Source organism: Burkholderia anthina (assembly GCF_902498995.1).
Classification (GTDB): domain Bacteria; phylum Pseudomonadota; class Gammaproteobacteria; order Burkholderiales; family Burkholderiaceae; genus Burkholderia; species Burkholderia anthina.
Window position 1 is genome coordinate 37,130 of sequence record NZ_CABVLY010000031.1, and the last position, 17,911, is coordinate 55,040.

Annotated in this window: 17 protein-coding genes and 1 tRNA gene; 9 read left to right on the top strand and 9 right to left on the bottom strand. The window is 66.9% G+C overall.

Annotation, left to right across the window (positions count from 1 at the left end; all coding sequences use genetic code 11):
• Positions 1-24 precede the first annotated feature (24 nt).
• Positions 25-750: a phosphonate utilization associated transcriptional regulator gene (locus BME24068_RS29960; RefSeq protein ID WP_174928215.1), complete on the top strand. Its 726-nt coding sequence runs from the start codon at positions 25-27 to the stop codon at positions 748-750.
• Positions 751-922: 172 nt separating this feature from the next.
• Here BME24068_RS29960 and BME24068_RS29965 read toward each other — a convergent pair whose 3' ends face one another.
• The 6 genes from BME24068_RS29965 to BME24068_RS29990 form a co-directional block, all read right to left on the bottom strand.
• Positions 923-1,240, bottom strand: a complete 318-nt coding sequence (locus BME24068_RS29965) for a hypothetical protein (protein ID WP_174928216.1) — start codon at positions 1,238-1,240, stop codon at positions 923-925.
• A gap of 251 nt (positions 1,241-1,491) precedes the next feature.
• Positions 1,492-2,880 (bottom strand): FAD-dependent oxidoreductase, encoded by a 1,389-nt coding sequence (locus BME24068_RS29970; RefSeq protein ID WP_174928217.1) that lies wholly within the window; start codon positions 2,878-2,880, stop codon positions 1,492-1,494.
• A gap of 130 nt (positions 2,881-3,010) precedes the next feature.
• Positions 3,011-4,141 (bottom strand): 2-aminoethylphosphonate--pyruvate transaminase, encoded by a 1,131-nt coding sequence (locus BME24068_RS29975; protein WP_174928218.1) that lies wholly within the window; start codon positions 4,139-4,141, stop codon positions 3,011-3,013.
• A 48-nt stretch (positions 4,142-4,189) separates the two neighbouring features.
• Entirely contained in the window at positions 4,190-5,917 is a 1,728-nt protein-coding gene (locus BME24068_RS29980) for a putative 2-aminoethylphosphonate ABC transporter permease subunit (RefSeq protein WP_174928219.1), read from the bottom strand.
• Positions 5,914-7,005 (bottom strand): putative 2-aminoethylphosphonate ABC transporter ATP-binding protein, encoded by a 1,092-nt coding sequence (locus tag BME24068_RS29985; RefSeq protein ID WP_174928220.1) that lies wholly within the window; start codon positions 7,003-7,005, stop codon positions 5,914-5,916. Before BME24068_RS29985 ends, BME24068_RS29980 begins: the two co-directional genes overlap by 4 nt.
• A 111-nt stretch (positions 7,006-7,116) precedes the next feature.
• Positions 7,117-8,172 (bottom strand): putative 2-aminoethylphosphonate ABC transporter substrate-binding protein, encoded by a 1,056-nt coding sequence (locus tag BME24068_RS29990; RefSeq protein ID WP_174928221.1) that lies wholly within the window; start codon positions 8,170-8,172, stop codon positions 7,117-7,119.
• Between the two features lie 218 nt (positions 8,173-8,390).
• On the opposite strand from BME24068_RS29990, the gene phnA reads away from it, so the two are divergent.
• The 5 genes from phnA (at position 8,391) to BME24068_RS30015 (ending at position 13,537) form a co-directional block, all read left to right on the top strand.
• On the top strand, positions 8,391-9,629 hold the full coding sequence (phnA, locus tag BME24068_RS29995; protein WP_096508442.1) for a phosphonoacetate hydrolase: 1,239 nt from the start codon (positions 8,391-8,393) through the stop codon (positions 9,627-9,629).
• Between the two features lie 28 nt (positions 9,630-9,657).
• Positions 9,658-11,112: a phosphonoacetaldehyde dehydrogenase gene (gene phnY, locus BME24068_RS30000; protein ID WP_174928222.1), complete on the top strand. Its 1,455-nt coding sequence runs from the start codon at positions 9,658-9,660 to the stop codon at positions 11,110-11,112.
• Positions 11,113-11,304: 192 nt separating this feature from the next.
• A complete protein-coding gene (locus BME24068_RS30005; RefSeq protein WP_096508444.1) occupies positions 11,305-12,087 on the top strand; it encodes an amino acid ABC transporter substrate-binding protein in 783 nt (260 codons plus the stop codon).
• Positions 12,088-12,101: 14 nt separating this feature from the next.
• Complete coding sequence (locus BME24068_RS30010; RefSeq protein WP_096508445.1) at positions 12,102-12,782, top strand: amino acid ABC transporter permease; 681 nt, start codon at positions 12,102-12,104, stop codon at positions 12,780-12,782.
• The gene (locus tag BME24068_RS30015; RefSeq protein WP_174928223.1) at positions 12,779-13,537 is read left to right on the top strand and encodes an amino acid ABC transporter ATP-binding protein; all 759 of its coding nucleotides are present in this window, start codon (positions 12,779-12,781) and stop codon (positions 13,535-13,537) included. Before BME24068_RS30010 ends, BME24068_RS30015 begins: the two co-directional genes overlap by 4 nt.
• A gap of 28 nt (positions 13,538-13,565) precedes the next feature.
• Here BME24068_RS30015 and BME24068_RS30020 read toward each other — a convergent pair whose 3' ends face one another.
• Complete coding sequence (locus BME24068_RS30020; RefSeq protein ID WP_174928224.1) at positions 13,566-14,381, bottom strand: alpha/beta fold hydrolase; 816 nt, start codon at positions 14,379-14,381, stop codon at positions 13,566-13,568.
• Between the two features lie 81 nt (positions 14,382-14,462).
• On the opposite strand from BME24068_RS30020, the gene BME24068_RS30025 reads away from it, so the two are divergent.
• On the top strand, positions 14,463-15,077 hold the full coding sequence (locus BME24068_RS30025) for a CGNR zinc finger domain-containing protein (RefSeq protein WP_174928225.1): 615 nt from the start codon (positions 14,463-14,465) through the stop codon (positions 15,075-15,077).
• Between the two features lie 41 nt (positions 15,078-15,118).
• Here the strand turns inward: BME24068_RS30025 and BME24068_RS30030 are convergent, their stop codons facing one another.
• Both BME24068_RS30030 and BME24068_RS30035 read right to left on the bottom strand, forming a co-directional pair.
• Complete coding sequence (locus BME24068_RS30030) at positions 15,119-16,009, bottom strand: DUF3592 domain-containing protein (protein ID WP_420887551.1); 891 nt, start codon at positions 16,007-16,009, stop codon at positions 15,119-15,121.
• Between the two features lie 327 nt (positions 16,010-16,336).
• Positions 16,337-16,412, bottom strand: a tRNA-Lys gene (locus BME24068_RS30035).
• 191 nt (positions 16,413-16,603) lie between these two features.
• Here BME24068_RS30035 and BME24068_RS30040 point away from each other — a divergent pair.
• Both BME24068_RS30040 and BME24068_RS30045 read left to right on the top strand, forming a co-directional pair.
• Positions 16,604-17,008: a PaaI family thioesterase gene (locus tag BME24068_RS30040; protein ID WP_096508449.1), complete on the top strand. Its 405-nt coding sequence runs from the start codon at positions 16,604-16,606 to the stop codon at positions 17,006-17,008.
• Positions 17,009-17,016: 8 nt separating this feature from the next.
• Entirely contained in the window at positions 17,017-17,883 is an 867-nt protein-coding gene (locus BME24068_RS30045) for a patatin-like phospholipase family protein (protein WP_174928227.1), read from the top strand.
• Positions 17,884-17,911: the final 28 nt, after the last annotated feature.

A 17,911-nucleotide genomic window follows, 5' to 3' on the forward strand; every position in this document is an offset into this window, starting at 1 on the left:
TCGCAGCTTTGCTGCCTGCCGACCATGACTGCCCCGAACGCGCTCAACGCCATCGAACTCCTGCAAAGCCAGTCGCTCGCGATGATTGTCCAGGACATGCTCGAGCGCGCGATCGTGTCAGGCGAGTACGCACCCGGCGAGAAACTCAACGAAGTCGATATCGCGACCAAGCTGAACGTGTCGCGCGGCCCCGTGCGCGAGGCATTCCGCGCGCTCGAGCAGGCCGGGCTGCTGCGCAACGAGAAGAACCGCGGCGTGACGGTGCGTATCGTGCCGCTGCGTGAAGCCGAGGAGATCTACGAAGTGCGCGCGATGCTCGACGAATCGGTCGCGCGCGCGCTCGCGAAGCGCATTTCGCCCGATACGCTGAAGGTGCTGAAGGGCATCATCCAGTCGATGAAGGATGCCGCGAAGACGCACGACGTCACGCGCTATACCGAGCTGAACGTGCAGTTCCACGATGCGATGGTGGTCGGCGTCGGCAATACGCACCTCACCGATACCTATCGCCGGCTCGTGCGCCAGCTCGGGCTGCTGCGCCAGGCCGCGATCGAAGCCGAGGAGGATGCGATCGCGGTGTCGGCGGCCGAGCACGACAAGATCGTGCAGGCGCTCGCCGGCGGCGACGAGGAGAAGGCGGTTGCGCTCGTGCGCGAGCACGTCGCGCACGGCCTCGCGCGGATGCGCCGCACGCACGAACAGGGCTTGCCCGCGACGGGCAAGGCGGCGCGAGAAAAAGCTCGCGCGTGAGTGGCCGCGTGACTTGTCACCGCACATTGGCGACGCAAGGGCGCGGAGCCGCTGGATCGGGCTTTCGTTGTCGAGCCGCCGTTGCCACGGCCCTGTTTGCCTGGTCGTGCGTGACGGCCGTCCGTTCGAAGTTGATGATGTCCGGCCGAAAGCAGTGATCGCCTGCGGCTGATCATTTGCCGCGCTGTTTATCAAAGAAATCGTCCAGTACCCAGCCCGTCCCGGATTCGCAGCGCACCTGGGTGTATGCATAAACCTTTGCAACCCGATCCGTCACGGGGACACAGGACTCGCCTTTCCTGACCGTAAAGATCGGGTGGGTTCTGTCGTCGTTTGGCTCGGCGAAGGCCGGCATGTTGCGAAGGGCCGTCCAGTGCTCATCTTTATATTGCGAGCACGCATTGACCAGCGCGATGAGTAGGGTCAATAGAAGAGCGCGTGTCATTTCGTCGGATGTATTGATGAGATAGCCAATGGTATCGCGTTGCAACCGGCTTTGTTGGCAGTGCAGATAGTTTGAGGCGTTAGCTGCACCTCACGGGATTTTCGGCAGGACCTGTCTTATCGGCATGCAGTGATTCGCACGCAGATCGCCTGTTTTAGAGAAAGCCCGGCATTGATGATTTGACTTGTTCTATTGACGGGCTTCCCGCTTGTAATCCGAGGTGCGGGGTCGAATAAAAGTCAGCGACGCGGCGTCCGTGGCGCGGTGTTCTTCCCCCTCCGCATTGCGCCCGTCGGTCACGCCTTGTCTGCCTTCCCCGCCGCACTCGCAAACTTCGCGAGCCACGTGTCGACCCTCGCCGGCTGCCGGCTCTCGTCCTCCGCGCGTTCCTTGCGGCGGATCGCGTTGCGCACGACGTGCGCGCCGACATAACGGATCGGCTCCGGCGGGAAAGCCCCGAGCGGGCCGCGCACGATCGGGCTGCGCGTCCACGCGTTGTCGAGGCCGAGCACCAGCGACGATAAAATCTGCCCACCCATGTAGGTCGGCCCGACGCCGTTGCCCGAATAGCCGAAGCCGTAGAACACGTTCGGCGCGTCGTCGAGGCGGCCGAAGAACGGGAAGCCCGTCACCGAGCGGTCCGACGGACCGTTCCAGCTCGCGGTGACCGGCACGCCCGCGAGCGACGGGAAGAATTCGCGCAGGCTCTGCGTGAGTTGCGCCTCGTACGGCGAGCGCTGGTCGAACACCGGCGCGATGCGGCTGCGCCACGAGAACGTGTTGCCGCCCTTGCCGAGCATTAGCCGGCCGTCGGCGGTCGTGCGGTAGTAGTAGACGAAGATCCGCGAATCGAGCACCGACACGCCGTCCACGAGCCCGGTCTGCTCGAGCAACTCCGGGCATTTCTCGGTGATGACCATGTCGCTCGACACCACCGCTATCGTGCGTTCGAACTGCGGGAAGCGGCTCGCCATCCACGCGTTGATCGCGAAGACCAGCTTGCCCGCGCGCACGCTGCCGGACGGCGTGCGTACGACGGCCGGCTGTCCCGGCGTGAAGTCGACGAACGGCGAGCGCTCGTAGATCCGGATCCCCATCGCGAGCGCGACGCGGCGCAGCCCGCGCACGAGCTTGCCCGGATGCACGGTCGCGGCGATCGGCGAGTACACGCCGTCGAGATTGCGCGCGGAACCGGAGCGGCGCGCGACTTCGGCGGCCGGCAGCGGCGCGTAGCTGTGGATCCCGCACGCGGCGAGCGCGTCGAGCACCGGCGCGAGCGTGCCGATCTGCGCGCGGGATGTGGCGGTGTACAGCGTGCCGTCGAGCCGCAACTCGGCATCGATGCCGTGGGTACGGCAGAAGTCGGCGATGTGCTGGACGGCCGCTTCCGACGCCTTCACGAGCCGGATCGCCTCCGCTTCGCCGAACAGCCGCCGCAGCGTCAGGAATTTCGCGGACCACGTGAGCAGGCACCCGCCGTTGCGCCCGCTCGCGCCGGCGCCGCACAGATCGGCCTCGAGTATCGCGATGTCGAGCGCCGGGTTCTGCTGCTTGGCCTGGATCGCGGTCCAGAGCCCCGTGAAGCCGCCGCCGACGATACAGACGTCGGCCTGCGTCGCGCCCTGCAGCGCGGGGGCGAGATCGCCGTCGTTGAACAGTGCTTGTTCGATCCAGAAGGGTCGCATCGGGTGTCGTGCCAGTAGAGGTCCAGAGGTCGGCCGTGCCGCGCACGGCGGGAGAAAACCAAAGCGAAACCGCCGCACGGTGACGCGCGGCGGGAAGCCGGGCGCCGCCGTGCGGCCCGGGACAGCGCGTTCAGGCGGCTGCTTCGGCGGAGATGCGGCGCACGCCCATCGCCTTCAGCGTGTCGGCGATCGCGGCGACCGCGCCCGGAATGCCGGCTTCACCGAAGTGGCCGATGCAGCCGACGCGGAACGTGTCGACTTCGGTCAGCTTGCCCGGATACAGAATGTAGCCGCGCTTTTTGACCTCCTGATAAAAGCGCTTGAAGTCGTAGTTCGGATCGTCCGGCGCATGGAACGTGACGATGATCGGCGCCTGAATCGCCGGATCGAGGAAGGGCCGGAAGCCGAGCGCGAGCATCCCGTCGATCAGCGTACGGTAATTGCGCTGGTAGCGGCCGCCGCGCGCGGCGAGCCCGCCTTCGTCGACGTATTGCGCGACGGCCGCATCGAGCGCCGCGACCACGTGCGTCGGCGGCGTGAAGCGCCACTGGGTCGTGCGCTGCATGTAGACCCACTGGTCGTACAGGTCCATCGCGAGCGAGTGGCTGTTGCCTTCGCAACGCTCGAGCGTGGCGCGCTTCGCGATCACGAAGCCGAGCCCCGGCACGCCTTCGAGGCATTTGCCGGATGCGGCGATCACCGCATCGAACGGCGTCGTGCGCGCATCGATGTCGATCGCGCCGAACGAGCTCATCGCGTCGACGATCAGCCCGCGACCGTGCTGCTCGACGACCTTCGCGACGTCGTGCAGCGGGTTCAGCACGCCCGCGCCGGTTTCGCAGTGCACGAGCGCGACGTGCGTGATGGTCGGATCGGCGGCGAGCGCGCGCTCGACGTCGGCCGGATCGACGCGGCGCTCCTCGCTGTAGTCGATCGTCGTGAGCTTGCGGCCGAGCACGCGGCAGATCTTCGCGAGGCGCGCGCAGTACGCGCCGTTGTTTGGCACCAGCACGTGGCCGTCGCGCGGCACGAGCGTGCCGATCGCCGCTTCGACCGAGAACGTGCCGCTGCCTTGCAGCGGCACGCATTCGTGCGTGCCTTCGCCGTGCACGATCTGCAGCAGCCGTTCGCGCAGCCGCGCGGTGATCGCGTTGAAGTCGCTGTCCCACGATCCCCAGTCGCGCAGCATCGCGTCGCGCGTGCGGTCCGAGGTCGTCAGGGGGCCGGGGGTGAGCAGGATGGGCTGGGTGGCGAGCGTCATGGTGTCTCCTTGGTGAAGTCGGGACGTCACGTGAATGCGGCTAAGGGATCAACGGCGATGCGGATTGCGCCAGGCCTGCGTGCGGCGCAACAGACGGTGCGAGATGCAGGCGAACAGCACGCACGCGAACGACGAGGTCGCGAGCACGAGCGTCGCCATCGCGGCGGCCGGGCCCATCTGGCCCGCGTCGTCGAGGTTCAGGATCGCGACGGACGCGGGCTGCGTGTCCGGCGAGTACAGGAACGCGACGGCGGAGACCGTCGTCATCCCGTTGACGAACAGGTAGCGCGCGATCAGCAGGATCGCGGGCAGGCACACGGGCACGGTTACACGCACGAAGGTCTTGTAGAACGGCACCTTCAGCGACGCCGACACGGCCTCGAACTCGCTGTCGATCTGCCGCAGCGCGGTGACGGCGGTCAGGTGGCTCGACGCGTAGTAGTGGACGACCGTGACGATCGCGAGCAGCCACAGCGTCCCGTACAGCCCGTTCAGCGGATTGCCGGGCGCGTTGAACAGGAAGATGTAGCTGATGCCGAGCACGAGGCCGGGCACGCCCATCGGCAGGATCGCGCACAGGCTGATGAAGCCGCGCAGCCAGCGCGCGCCGCGGGTTTTCTCGATCAGGTAGGCGCCGCCGAACACGACGATCGTGCCGCCGAGCGCCACCGTCGCGGCCATCCGCAGGCTGTTCTTGTACGCGTCGAAGATGCCGGCGCCGATCAGCCCCATCTTGTAGTGCTGCAGCCCGAGGCTCATCTGGTACGGCCAGAACTTCACGAACGACGCGAACACCGAGATGCCGACCACCGCGATGAAGAACGCGCACACCAGCGCGCAGTACGCGAGCATCGCGGCGTCGAAGCCGCGCGACGGCTTCGGCTGGTACGGCGTCGAGCGCGCGCCGAGCTGCGACTGCTGGCGGCGGCGGATGAAGTAGTCGACGCCGAACGCGACGAGCGCCGGGCACAGCAGCATCAGGCTCACGACCGCGCTGCGGTTGAAGTCCTGCAGCCCGATGATCAGCTTGTAGATGTCGGTCGACAGCACGTTGTACGAACCGCCGATCACCACCGGCACGCCGAAGTCGTTGATGCACATCGTGAACGCGACCATCGTCGCGCTGATCAGCCCGTACTTCGCGCCGGGCAGCGTGATGGTGAAGAACTTGCGGAGGCGGCGCGTGCCCATCGCGTCGGCGGCCTCGTAGAGCCGGCCGTCCGCGAGCGACAGCGCGGTGACGAGGATCATCAGCACGTGCGGGAACGACGCGTACACCAGGCTCAGCACGATGCCCGGCAGCCCGTAGATCGAGTGGCCGTGCAGCAGCGGCTTGAGCAGCCCCGCGTTGCCGAACCAGTAGATGAACGACACGGCGGACAGCAGCGTCGGCGCGAGCAGCGGCAGCAGCGCGATCGTGCGGGCGGCGTTCTTCAGCGGCATGCACGAGCGCGTCAGCGCATACGCGAACGTGAACGCCATCGGCACGACGATCGCCGTGACGAGCGTGCCGACCGTCAGCGAATGCAGCATCGAGCGCAGCACGCCGCTGTCCTCGAGATACTCGATGAAGTTGTGCATGCCGACGAAGTGCCCGTCCGCATCGACGAAGCATTTCTGCACGACGAGCGCGAGCGGCAGCAGCAGGAACAGCGACATCAGCGCGGCCATCGCGACGAGCGCGAGCTGCGCGACGCGGTCGTGCCAGTGCGTGATCTGCCGCACGTCGGCGGGGGCGGCCGCGCCGCGGCGGCGTTCGGTGAGGACGGTGCTCATTGCAGTCGCTCCTTCGCGCTCGGAAACACGCGCACATGCTCTCGGTCGAGTGCGAGGTCGACGCGTGCGCCGGCCTGCACGCCGGTGTGATCGACGTCGTGATACGACAGGTCGGCGACGATCTCCTGGCCGTCGAGCCCGTCGATCTTGAAGCTCACGCGGCAGAACGCGCCGAGGAATTCGAGCTTCTCGACGCGGCCGGCCAGCACGTTGTCGGCCGTCTCGCCCGGAATGCGGATGCGCAGGTCCTCGGGGCGCACATAGACCGACACTGCCGCGCCCTGCGCCGGCCGGGTGGCGCCGTGCCGGCAGTCGAAGCCGACGCCGCCGGCGCGCAGCGTGCCGTCCTGCGCGACTTCGGCGGGAATCGTGTTGACGCGGCCGATGAAGTCCGCGACGAACGGCGACGCGGGCTGCCGGTAGATTTCGAGCGGCGTGCCGATCTGCTCGATCACGCCGTGATTCATCACGACGATGCGGTCGGCCATCGACAGCGCCTCTTCCTGGTCGTGCGTGACCATGATCGTCGTCACGCCGAGCCGCTGCTGCAGCGCGCGGATCTCCTGGCGCAGCCGCACGCGCACGCGTGCGTCGAGCGCCGACAGCGGTTCGTCGAGCAGCAGCAGGCCTGGCGACGTCGCCAGGGCGCGCGCGAGCGCGATGCGTTGCTGCTGGCCGCCGGACAACTGCCCCGGATGCTTGCGATGGCTGTCGGGCAGGCCGACGAGCGCGAGCAGCGTATGTACGCGCTCGTGGATCACCTCGCGCTTCATCTTGCGGTTCACCAGCCCGTACGCGACGTTGTCGTAGACGGTGAGGTTCGGAAACAGCGCGTACGACTGGAACACGATCCCGTAGTCGCGCAGTTGCGGCGGCAGCCGCGAGATGTCGCGGCCGTCCTGCATGATGTGGCCGGCGTTTTGCGCCTCGAGCCCCGCGATGATCCGCAGCAGCGTGGTTTTCCCGCAGCCGGACGGCCCCAGGAAGCAGATCATCTCGCCCTTCATCACGCTCAGGTTGATGTCGGTGAGGACTTGTGTGTCGTTGTACCGCTTTTCGATGCGTTCTACGCTCAGATAGGGTGCCATGCACGCCTCCACGCTGCGGGCGGCCCGCCAGCGGGCCGGATACGACGATGGGAACAGATGCGGGGCGGCGCGTGACGCGGCCCCGCTGCCGGGTGCGGCGTTACTGCCGGGTCATTGCTGCGTCTTCGCCCCGTAGCGCTTCTGCCAGGTGTCGAGAATCGACAGGCGGTTCTTCGCGGACCACACGAAGTCGTTCTTCACGAGCAGGTCCGCATAGTTGTCGGGAATGCCCGAGAGCTTGCGCGCGACGCCCGGGTACGCGACGATCGCCCACCAGCGCGCGGTGATCTCGTTCGCTTCCTTGCTCGCCATGAAGTCGGCGAGCTTCTTCGCGGCGTCCGGCTGCTTGGTCGTCTTCATGATCGCCGTGCCTTCCATGTCCCAGCCGAGGCCTTCCTTCGGGAACACCAGGTCGATCGGCGCGCCCTGCGCCTGCAGCTCGTGGCCGCGGAATTCGAACGAGATGCCGATCGGGAATTCGCCGGTGCCGGCGAGCGTGCACGGCTTCGAGCCCGAATGCACGTACTGCGCGACGTTCTTGTCGAGCGCGTCCATGAATTTCCAGCCGCGGTCGTCGCCGAAGGTCTGCAGCCACGCCGTGACGTCGAGATAGCCGGTGCCCGACGACACCGGGCTCGGCATCACGATCGCGCCCTTGTAGATCGGCTTCGTCAGGTCTTCCCACGACGTCGGCTTCGGAATGTTCTTCGCCTGCGCGGCGACGCGGTTGTAGCAGATCGTCGCGCCCCACACGTCCATGCCGACCCAGCGCGGCGGCGTGTTCGCGTCGCTGTACTTGCGCGTGAGCTGGTCGAAGCCCTTCGGCGCGTACGGCATCAGCATCCCCTGCAGGTCGAGCAGCGTGAGGCTCGATGCGGCGAGGCCGAGCACGACGTCCGCGCGCGGGTTGTTCTTTTCGGCGAGGAGTTTCGCGGTGACCGAGCCAGTCGAGTCGCGCACCCAGTGGATCTCGATATCGGGGTTCGCCTTCTCGAACGCGTCCTTGTAGGGCTTCATCGCCTCGTCTTCCAGCGCGGTGTAGACGAGCAGCGACGTCTTCGCGTGGGCCGCCTGCGCCGCGCCCAGCGCGACTGCGGCGGCCAGCGCGAGACGGGCCACGCCCGTCGCCCATCCATTCAAACGCTTGTGTACCGGCACTTCGTTCATCTTCAGACCCCTTGACTGTGGCGCCGCGGCGAGCGGCGGATGAGTGGAGACCAGCCCTCTTCGTGCTTCCTCGTGCTTTCGTATTTTGCTTTCTGTTCTCTGCATGTTGTTGACAATCTACAAATCATCCATTTTAATGTCAAGCATGGAAAACACCTCCTCGGCGCGGCGCGGGCGCCGACAGCTCAACCCCCTTCGAACCGAAAGGACTGAACGTCATGACTGAAACGCCTGTATCCGTGGAAGTGAACGGCCGCCGCTACAACTGGATGAGCCGCCCCGTGGTGGTCGTCTGCGTCGACGGCTGCGCCTATGAATATCTCGAGATGGCGGCCGAGGCCGGCGTTGCGCCGTTCCTGCGCACGCTGCTGAAGCCGGGCACGGCGCTCAAGGGCGAGTGCGTGGTGCCGAGCTTCACGAACCCGAACAACCTGTCGATCGTGACCGGCGTGCCGCCGGCGATCCACGGGATCAGCGGCAACTACTTCTACGATCGCGACACCGGCGCCGAGGTGCTGATGAACGATCCGAAGTACCTCGTCGCGCCCACCGTGCTCGCGACCTTCGCCGAACAGGGCGCGCGCGTCGCGGTCGTCACCGCGAAGGACAAGCTGCGGCGCCTGCTCGGCAAGGGGCTCAAGGGCATCTGCTTCTCGTCGGAAAAGGCCGACGAGGCGAGCATCGAGGAAAACGGCATCGACAACGTGCTCGAACTGGTCGGCAAGCCGGTGCCGAGCGTGTACAGCGCGGACCTGTCGGAATTCGTGTTCGCAGCCGGCGTGCGCCTGCTCGAGACGCGCCCGATCGACCTGATGTACCTGTCGACCACCGACTACGTGCAGCACAAGTGCGCACCCGGCACGGACGGCGCGAACGCGTTCTACCAGATGATGGACACGTACCTGAAGCGGCTCGACGAACTCGGCGCGATCGTCGCGATCACGGCCGACCACGGGATGAACGCGAAGCACGACGGCGAGACCGGCGAGCCGAACGTGATCTACCTGCAGGAGCTGTTCGACGAGTGGCTCGGCCACGATGCGGCGCGCGTGATCCTGCCGATCACCGATCCGTACGTCGTGCACCACGGCGCGCTCGGCTCGTTCGCGACGGTCTACGTGCCGGATTCCGCCGATGCCGACGCGCTGCGCGCGCGGCTCGCCGCGGTGGACGGCATCGAGGTCGTGCTGACGGGGGCCGAAGGCTGCGCGCGGTTCGAGCTGCCGCCGGCGCGGATGGGCGACCTGATCGTGATCTCGAAGCAGGACGTCGTGCTCGGCACGCGCCGCATCAAGCACGACCTGTCCGGCCTCGACGTGCCGCTGCGCTCGCACGGCGGGATCTCCGAGCAGATCGTGCCGCTGATCTTCAGCAAGCCGGTCGCGACCGACGTTTCGGGCCGCGCGCGGCTGCGCAACTTCGACATCATCGACATCGCGCTCAACCATCTGCAGTGATACGCACGTATCCGCCAGGGAGATACTCATGAACGCCATTGCAGCATCGACGGATGTCCACGCGCTTCATCGTGAAGCACTGCGAATCGATGGTGAACGGATCCATCGCGACGCGGTGATCGAGGTACGAAACCCGTACGACGGCTCGCTCGTCGGCACCGTGCCGAAGGCGACGCTCGACGACGTGCGGCGCGCATTCGCGGCTGCCCGCGCGTACCGGCCGTCGCTCACGCGCCACGAGCGGGCGGCGATCCTGCGTCGTGCGGCCGACATCGTGCGTGCCCGCACCGCCGAGATCGCCGAGCTGATCACGGCCGAAGCCGGGTTGTGCATCAAGGATTCGACGTATGAAGCGGGGCGCGTCGCCGACGTGCTCACGTTCGGCGCGGGCGAAGTGCTGAAGGACGACGGGCAGATCTTCTCGTGCGATCTGACGCCGCACGGCAAGAAGCGCCGCGTGTACACGCAGCGCGAGCCGCTGCTCGGCGTGATTTCCGCGATCACGCCGTTCAATCATCCGATGAACCAGGTCGCGCACAAGGTCGTGCCGTCGGTCGCCACCAACAACCGGATCGTCGTGAAGCCGTCGGAGAAGGTGCCGCTGTCGTGCTACCTGTTCGCGGACATCCTGTACGAAGCAGGCCTGCCGCCGCAGATGCTGCAGGTGCTGACCGGCGACCCGAAGGACATCGCGGACGAACTGATCACGAACCCGGCGATCGACCTGATCACGTTCACCGGCGGCGTGTCGATCGGCAAATCGATCGCGTCACGGATGGGCTACCGGCGCGCGGTGCTCGAGCTCGGCGGCAACGACCCGATCATCGTGATGGAGGATGCCGACCTCGACGAGGCCAGCACGCTCGCGGTGTCGGGCTCGTACAAGAACTCGGGGCAGCGCTGCACCGCGATCAAGCGGATGCTCGTGCACGAGGCGGTGGCCGACCGCTTCACCGAGCTGGTGGTCGAGAAGACCCGCGCGTGGGCGTACGGCAACCCGGCCGATCCGTCGGTCGACATGGGCACGGTGATCGACGAAGCGGCCGCGAAGTTCTGCGAGCAGCAGGTGAACGACGCGATTTCGCGCGGCGCGCGCCTGCTGGTCGGCAACGTGCGCGACGGCGCGCTGTATTCGCCGACGGTCGTCGATCGCGTGACGCCCGACATGCCGCTCGTGAAGTACGAGACGTTCGGGCCCGTGTCGCCGATCATGCGCTTTCGCGACATCGACGAGGCGATCCGGATGTCGAACAGCACCGACTATGCGTTGTCGTCGTCGGTCTGCACGAACCGCTTCGACAGCATCACGCGCTTCATCACGGAGCTCGAAGTCGGCAGCGTGAACGTGCGCGAGGTGCCGGGCTACCGGCTCGAACTGACGCCGTTCGGCGGCGTGAAGGATTCGGGGCTCGGCTACAAGGAAGGCGTGCAGGAAGCGATGAAGAGCTTCACGAATACGAAGACCTATTCGCTGCCGTGGTAAGTCGCACGTAATGTGCGGACATTCGCGCCCGCACCGGTTTCACGGCCGGTGCGGGCGTTATTCGATCGGCTCATATCGTTAGCCGATTTGCGTTTTTGCCGGGCTTGCCCGCATCGGTAGAATTCGCGGACCTCTCGAACGGCGCACGTGCGCCGGCGGGATCACTCCCTTCAATCATTCGGGGTCCGCATCATGAAAATCCTCCGCTCCATCCTGGTCGTCGCGATGCTGCAGGCCGTCGCGGCCACGAGTGCGCTCGCTGCCGACGACCTGTCGCAGATCAAGTCGGCCGGCGTGTTCCGGGTCGGCACCGAAGGCACGTATGCGCCGTTCACGTATCACGATGCGACGGGCAAGCTGACCGGCTTCGACGTCGACATCGCGACCGCGATCGCGCAGCGGCTCGGCGTGAAGCCCGAATTCGTCGAAGGCAAGTGGGACGGGCTGATCGCGGGCCTCGACGTGAACCGCTACGACGCGGTCGTCAACGAAGTGTCGATCACCGACGCGCGCAAGGCGAAATACGATTTCTCGACGCCGTACATCACGTCGCACGCGGTGCTGATCGTGCGCGCGGACAACACGTCGATCCGCTCGTTCGACGACCTGAAGGGCAAGAAATCCGCGAACACGCTGACGAGCAACTTCGGCAAGCTCGCGGCCGCGCACGGTGCGGACGTGGTGCCGGTGCAGGGCTTCAACGAATCGATCGATTTGCTGAGCTCGGGGCGCGTCGACGCGACGATCAACGACTCGCTGTCGTACCTCGATTTCCGCAAGCACAAGCCCGACGCGAAACTGAAGATCGCGGCGACCGACACGACCGGCGCCGGCGATGCGTCGGGCGTGCTGCTGCGCAAGGGCAGCCCCGCGCTGGTGGCCGCGATCGACAAGGCGCTCGCCGACATCAAGGCCGACGGCACCTACGCGAAGATCTCGCAGAAGTATTTCGGCCGCGACGTGTCGCAGCCGTGATGCGAGGCTGAACGATGCCGGCCTGGCTGCACCTGATGGCGGAATCGCTGCGGCCCCTGCTCGTTGCGGGGCTCGTGTTCACGGTTCCGCTCACGCTCGCGTCGTTCGCGATCGGCCTGCTGCTCGCGTTCGGTGCGGCGCTCGCGCGCCTGTTCGGGCCGCGCTGGGCGCAGGCCGGCGTACGCTTCTACATCTGGCTGTTTCGCGGTTCGCCGCTGCTCGTACAGTTGTTCGTGATCTTCTACGGACTACCGAATGTCGGCATCGTGCTCGATCCTTTGACCGCCGCCGTGATCGGCTTCTCGCTGAACGTCGGTGCGTACAACGCCGAGGTGATTCGCGGCGTGATCGAATCGATCCCGAAGGGGCAGTGGGAAGCCGCCTATTCGATGGCGATGACGCGCGCGCAGGCGCTGCGTCGCGCGATCCTGCCGCAGGCCGCGCGCGTCGCGCTGCCCGCGCTGTCGAATTCGTTCATTTCGCTCGTGAAGGACACGTCGCTCGCGGCCGTGCTGACCGTGCCGGAAATCTTCCAGGCCGCGCAGCGCATCGCGGCCGTGACCTACGAGCCGCTGATCCTCTACACCGAAGCCGCATTGATCTATCTGCTGTTCAGCTCGGTGCTCTCCACGCTGCAACGTCGCCTCGAACTCCGTTTCGGCCGTCACGCGCTGTTCCATGCGGAGTTGCGATGATTCGTCTCGAGCGCATCGACAAGTCGTTCGGCGCGCATCGCGTGCTGAGCGCGATCGACCTCGCATTGCAGCCCGGCAGCGTGACGGCGCTGATCGGGCCGTCCGGCAGCGGCAAGAGCACGCTGCTGCGCTGCGTGAACCTGCTCGAAGTGCCCGAGACGGGCACGCTCACGGTCGGTGACGCGCGCATCGAATTCACGGCGGGGCACCGGCCGTCGCGCGACGCCGTGTTCGCGGTGCGCCGGCAGACCGGCATGGTGTTCCAGAATTTCCAGCTGTTTCCGCACCTGAGCGTCGTGCAGAACGTGATGGAAGGGCTCGTGACCGTGCAGCGCTGGCCGCGCGAGCAGGCACGCGAACGCGCGCTCGCGTTGCTCGACAAGGTCGGCATTGCGGACAAGGCCGACGCGTGGCCCGCGACCTTGTCGGGCGGGCAGCAGCAGCGCGTCGCGATCGCGCGTGCGCTCGCGCCGTCGCCGCAGGTGCTGCTGTGCGACGAACCGACGTCGGCGCTCGATCCCGAGCTGTCCGTCGAAGTCGTCGAGGTGCTGCGCCAGCTCGCGCGCGAAGGCACGACCATGCTGATGGCCACGCACGATCTGCGTCTGGCCGCATCGGTTGCGCACGATGCGGTGTTTCTCGCGGAAGGCCGCGTAGTCGAAGCCGGCGCGTCGCGCGAGCTGTTCGGCCGGCCGCGCGACCCGCGCACCGCGAAGTTCGTCGCGACGCTCGCGCAAGGCGTGCCGGCCCTCTGACGTGCTGCGCGGCGGCGCTCAACCGCGCTCAACCGCACGCGTGCCCGTCGAGCACCGCCGCGACGATCGCTTCCGGCGCATCCTCCTGAACGAGGTGCCCCGCGCGTGGTACGCGGATCAGCTTGCCGCCCGCGATGCGATCGGCGAGCGCCTGCCCCTGCTCGAGCGGAATCCAGCCGTCGTCCTCGCCCCACACGATGCGTACCGGAAAGTCCGGCCGCGCGTAACGGGCTTCGGCTTCCTCGACGTAGCGCTGGCGCATCTGCGCGATCTGCCGATAGAACGCGGATTGGCCGGCGGGCGTGAGCCACGGCGAACGGTAGATCGACAGCACGTCGTCGCTCAACGGCCGCGCGACCGCATTGCCGATATAGGCCGACACGAGTGCGTGATGCGCATAGGCCGGCAGGCCGGCGAACGCGGCTTCATGCTGCGCGACGTGCCGCACGAACGGCGAGCCTTGCGGCGCGATCGCGACCGGGTTCACGAGCGTCAGGTCGGAATATGCAATGCCGTCGAGGAAATGCGCGCGCAGCACGGTTGCCCCGCCGTAGTCGTGTGCGAGCACGCGCGGGCGCACGATGTTCCATGCGTCGAGCATCGCGCCGAACAGCACGTTTTGCCGGCCGAGCGATACGTCCGCGTCCGGCATGTCCGACTGGCCGTAGCCGAGCAGGTCGTAGAACAACACGCGATGGCGCCGCGCGAGCCACGGGGCGATGCGTCGCCACACCTGCGATGAAAACGGCGTGCCGTGAACGAGCACCAGCGGCGGCCCTTCACCGAGCGTTCCCCATGCGATCCGGTGACCTTCGAAATCGAAGCGGTTCGGCAATTCGAGCATCGGCATCTCCGTGCTAACCTGTTTTGGTTGTTAACAGGTTACGCCGGTTTATCCGGATGTGAAATCGATAGGTGAAAATAAATGGTTACTCGATACGACCCTGAGCGACAGGCGCATGCATGGAGCGCGGCCGATTTCGTCGGCGGCCATCCGGCGCTCGACTTCCTGAACACGGTGGCCGACACGGGCAAGACGCGTGACGACGACAAGTTCGTCGACTGGCCGGCCGTGCGCGCGTGGGCCGGGAAGTCGGGCTTGCTGGCGGAGGCCGACCTGACGCGGTTTCTGCGTCATCCCCGGCAGGATGGTGTGGACGAGCTCGCCGCGCTGCACGGTTTTCGCGAGGACGCTTATGCCGCGCTCGCGCATCTGACGGCCGGCGACGGCGGCAGCGCAGGCGCGCGAGCGGCGAACCGTCTCGCGGAGGCGATTCGCGATGCGATCGGGCGCAGCACATTCGACGCGGTCGATGGCCGCTTCGCATGGCGGCCCGATGCGCGTGCCGCGTCGCGCTGGATGGATGCGGCGGCGCTCGGGTTCGAGCATCTGCTGCGCAGCGACGATCTCGCGCGCGTTCGGCAATGCGGCCGCTGTACGTGGTTCTTCGTCGATCGCGGCCGAGGCGTCGGACGACGGTGGTGCGACATGCGCACGTGCGGGAATCGCGCGAAGGTGGAGGCGTTCAGGGAGCGGTGAAGCCGACGCCGCGCGGTTTGACCGGCCCGGCTCCGTATTCGTCATTCGGCGACTTCGTGCAGCCGATGTTCGGGCCACAGCCTCGCGGCGGCGAACAGCCCGGCAACGAAGAGCGGCGCACCGATCGCGAACAGGATGCCCGCGACGCGCCAGCGATCCCAGAACTGGTCGACGACCGCACGCTCCGGCGTGACGGGGTCGTACAGCACGTTGACCGCGTCGCCTTCATGCAGCCCGCGTGGCGATGACGCCGGGCCTTGCGTGAACGTGATCGGGCGGCCGCTGTCGGTCGTGAACGCGACGATCGCCGAATGGCGCGACGAGCGTGCGGTGCCGGCCACCTCGACGACGTGGCCGATCGAGTGTGCGTAATGATGGGCGATCTGCCACTGGCGCAGGCCCGCGGCGCCTGCACCGGCCAGGAAGCCGGTGCCGATCGCGATCGGGATCAGCACGGCCGCGATGTTCCAGCGGCGCCGCACCGGTTTGGCGGCAGCGCGGCGCGGCAGTGCGCCGGATCGCCGGTTGCGGCGCTCGTTCACGTATAGCAAGCCGCCGATCGAGAGCGACACGACGGCGAGCAGCGCAGGCACGGCAGCCGGAAACCAGCGTTGCGCGAAATCGTCGATCAGGGCCGGGCGCTCGGGATGGGCGGGGTCGAGCAGGACGTCGACGCTTTCCCCGATGTCGTACGCAGGGACACTCGACGCGGTATTGCCGGCGACTTCGCGGCGCTGGCCGTCGTTCGAGAGGTAGGCGACGATCGGACGGTACGCACGCATCGCGTCGCTGTCCTGCACGATGCGTACGACCGTGCCCGGCGTGCGAACCAGCTGGCCGGCCGTGCTGCTGGCCGTGATGGCGAGCGCGGCTGCGAGCGCGAGCAGCGCAACGCCGAGTGCGAACGCGACGAACGCGTCCTTACGCGGCATGACCGGATTCGCTGCGTGTGTTGTGCGACGGATCCGGATGCGGTCGGATGGGCGACGCGCGTCGACTTGCGCGCTGCCGCCGGCGTGACCATGCCCTCTGAATGGCCCGGTCTCGTTCACATGATTCCATGTTTGACGTCCCATGCTCTCTCAGTGCCGGCAGCGATGTGGCGATCGCCGTGCCGGTCGTGTGATATTTGTCGGACGATTCTAGCGGAAACGGTGCGGGAGATGCGTGCGGCTGCATACCGCGATGCAGGCGGGGCGAATCGGCAGCGGAAATGGAAAAAGGCCGGTTAGCTTGCGCTAACCGGCCTTTGAAATTCCTGGTGGGGCGTGAGTGACTCGAACACTCGACCTACGGATTAAGAGTCCGCTGCTCTACCAACTGAGCTAACGCCCCCAACAGAAGAAAGATTATGCCCGGGTATCTCACCCTTGGCAAGTCCTTTCTGCAAATTTCTTCAAAATATTTCATCGCGACAACGGCGGCTGTCGGCGCGGTAACGAGCCATCGCTATCGGCGCGCTCCCGGTATGATGACGTCCACATGCGTTGCGCGGCGGTCGCGCAACGTTTTCTGGACATCCGAAGATGGACGAAAACGCAGTCCGCGAATTGCTGGATCGCCTGCTGGCCCCATGGGTCCGCTCGCTCGGTCTGGTCCCCGTATCGATCGGCGACGACACCGTCACGATGCGCCTGCCGTTTTCCGGCGAATTCCGTCATTCGGGCGGCATCATCTGTGGCCAGGTGTTCACGGCCGCGGCCGACACGGCGATGGTGGTCGCGATCTCGGCCGCGCTCGGCGAGTTCCGGCCGATGACGACCGTTTCGCTGAACACCAACTTCATGCGGCCGGTGCGCAAGGGCGACGTGCTCGTCACTGCGCGCGTGCTGCGGATGGGCCGCAACCTCGTGTTCGGTGAAGTCGAGTTGTTCGACGAGGACGGCAAGATGGCCGTTCACGCGACGTCGACCTACGCGCTCGTCAGTTGAGCGGCGCGATGTTCGACCAGATCGTCTTTGCGGGCGGCGGCAATCGCTGCTGGTGGCAGGCAGGCTTCTGGGACGTCGCGCAGCCGGCGCTCGGGCTGCGCCCGCGCGTGATCGCGGGCATCTCGGCGGGCGCGGCCACCGCCTGCATGCTGTATACGCGCGACGCCGCATGGGTGATGCGCTATTACGAGGAAGCGCTGCGCCACAACCGCAAGAACGCTTACTGGGGCAATCTGTTCGGCCGCGAGCCCGTGTTTCCGCATTACCGGATCTACCGCCAGGCGCTGCTCGACATCTACGGCGAGCCGTTTCCGCAACTCGCCGACGCACCGGAGATCCGCATCGGCGTGTCGCACGTGCCGCGCTGGCTCGGCGCGCGCAGCGCGGTCGCGGCGGGGCTCGTCGCGTATAACATCGAAAAATACGTGCGCAAGACGCTGCACCCGACGCTCGGCCGCAGGCTCGGCTTTCGTCCCGAGTTCGTGCGCGCGCAGGCCTGTGCGACCGTCGACGAACTCGCCGACCTGATCCTGCAGTCGTCGTGCACGCCGCCGTTCACGCCGGTGCTGCGCCGCGGCGGGCGGCCCGTGCTCGATGGCGGGATGGTCGACAACGTGCCGGTCGGCGCGCTCGACCCGTCGCCGGGCGATGTGCTGGTGCTGGTCACGCGGCTATACCCGCGCCCGCAGATGTTCACGGTCGCGCACGGCGACCAGCGACGGCTGTACGTGCAGCCGTCGAGCAAGGTGCCGATTTCGAGCTGGGATTACACGAGCCCGTCGCAGATGCGGCATGCGTACGACCTCGGGCGGCGCGACGGCGAGCATTTTCTTGCGCGCGTCGACGCGATGACGCGCGGCCGCGTGGCCGCCTGAAGAAAGGAGCGGCGAAGCGGGGCCGCGC

Coding starts and splice junctions, on each gene's coding strand:
- BME24068_RS29985 (WP_174928220.1), bottom strand. CDS start 7,005: ATGGCACCCTATCTGAGCGTAGAACGCATCGAAAAGCGGTACAACGAC.
- BME24068_RS29970 (WP_174928217.1), bottom strand. CDS start 2,880: ATGCGACCCTTCTGGATCGAACAAGCACTGTTCAACGACGGCGATCTC.
- BME24068_RS30030 (WP_420887551.1), bottom strand. CDS start 16,009: ATGCCGCGTAAGGACGCGTTCGTCGCGTTCGCACTCGGCGTTGCGCTG.
- BME24068_RS30040 (WP_096508449.1), top strand. CDS start 16,604: ATGGACGAAAACGCAGTCCGCGAATTGCTGGATCGCCTGCTGGCCCCA.
- BME24068_RS30020 (WP_174928224.1), bottom strand. CDS start 14,381: ATGCTCGAATTGCCGAACCGCTTCGATTTCGAAGGTCACCGGATCGCA.
- BME24068_RS30010 (WP_096508445.1), top strand. CDS start 12,102: ATGCCGGCCTGGCTGCACCTGATGGCGGAATCGCTGCGGCCCCTGCTC.
- BME24068_RS30015 (WP_174928223.1), top strand. CDS start 12,779: ATGATTCGTCTCGAGCGCATCGACAAGTCGTTCGGCGCGCATCGCGTG.
- phnA (WP_096508442.1), top strand. CDS start 8,391: ATGACTGAAACGCCTGTATCCGTGGAAGTGAACGGCCGCCGCTACAAC.
- BME24068_RS30045 (WP_174928227.1), top strand. CDS start 17,017: ATGTTCGACCAGATCGTCTTTGCGGGCGGCGGCAATCGCTGCTGGTGG.
- BME24068_RS29980 (WP_174928219.1), bottom strand. CDS start 5,917: ATGAGCACCGTCCTCACCGAACGCCGCCGCGGCGCGGCCGCCCCCGCC.
- phnY (WP_174928222.1), top strand. CDS start 9,658: ATGAACGCCATTGCAGCATCGACGGATGTCCACGCGCTTCATCGTGAA.
- BME24068_RS29975 (WP_174928218.1), bottom strand. CDS start 4,141: ATGACGCTCGCCACCCAGCCCATCCTGCTCACCCCCGGCCCCCTGACG.
- BME24068_RS30005 (WP_096508444.1), top strand. CDS start 11,305: ATGAAAATCCTCCGCTCCATCCTGGTCGTCGCGATGCTGCAGGCCGTC.
- BME24068_RS30025 (WP_174928225.1), top strand. CDS start 14,463: ATGGTTACTCGATACGACCCTGAGCGACAGGCGCATGCATGGAGCGCG.
- BME24068_RS29960 (WP_174928215.1), top strand. CDS start 25: ATGACTGCCCCGAACGCGCTCAACGCCATCGAACTCCTGCAAAGCCAG.
- BME24068_RS29990 (WP_174928221.1), bottom strand. CDS start 8,172: ATGAACGAAGTGCCGGTACACAAGCGTTTGAATGGATGGGCGACGGGC.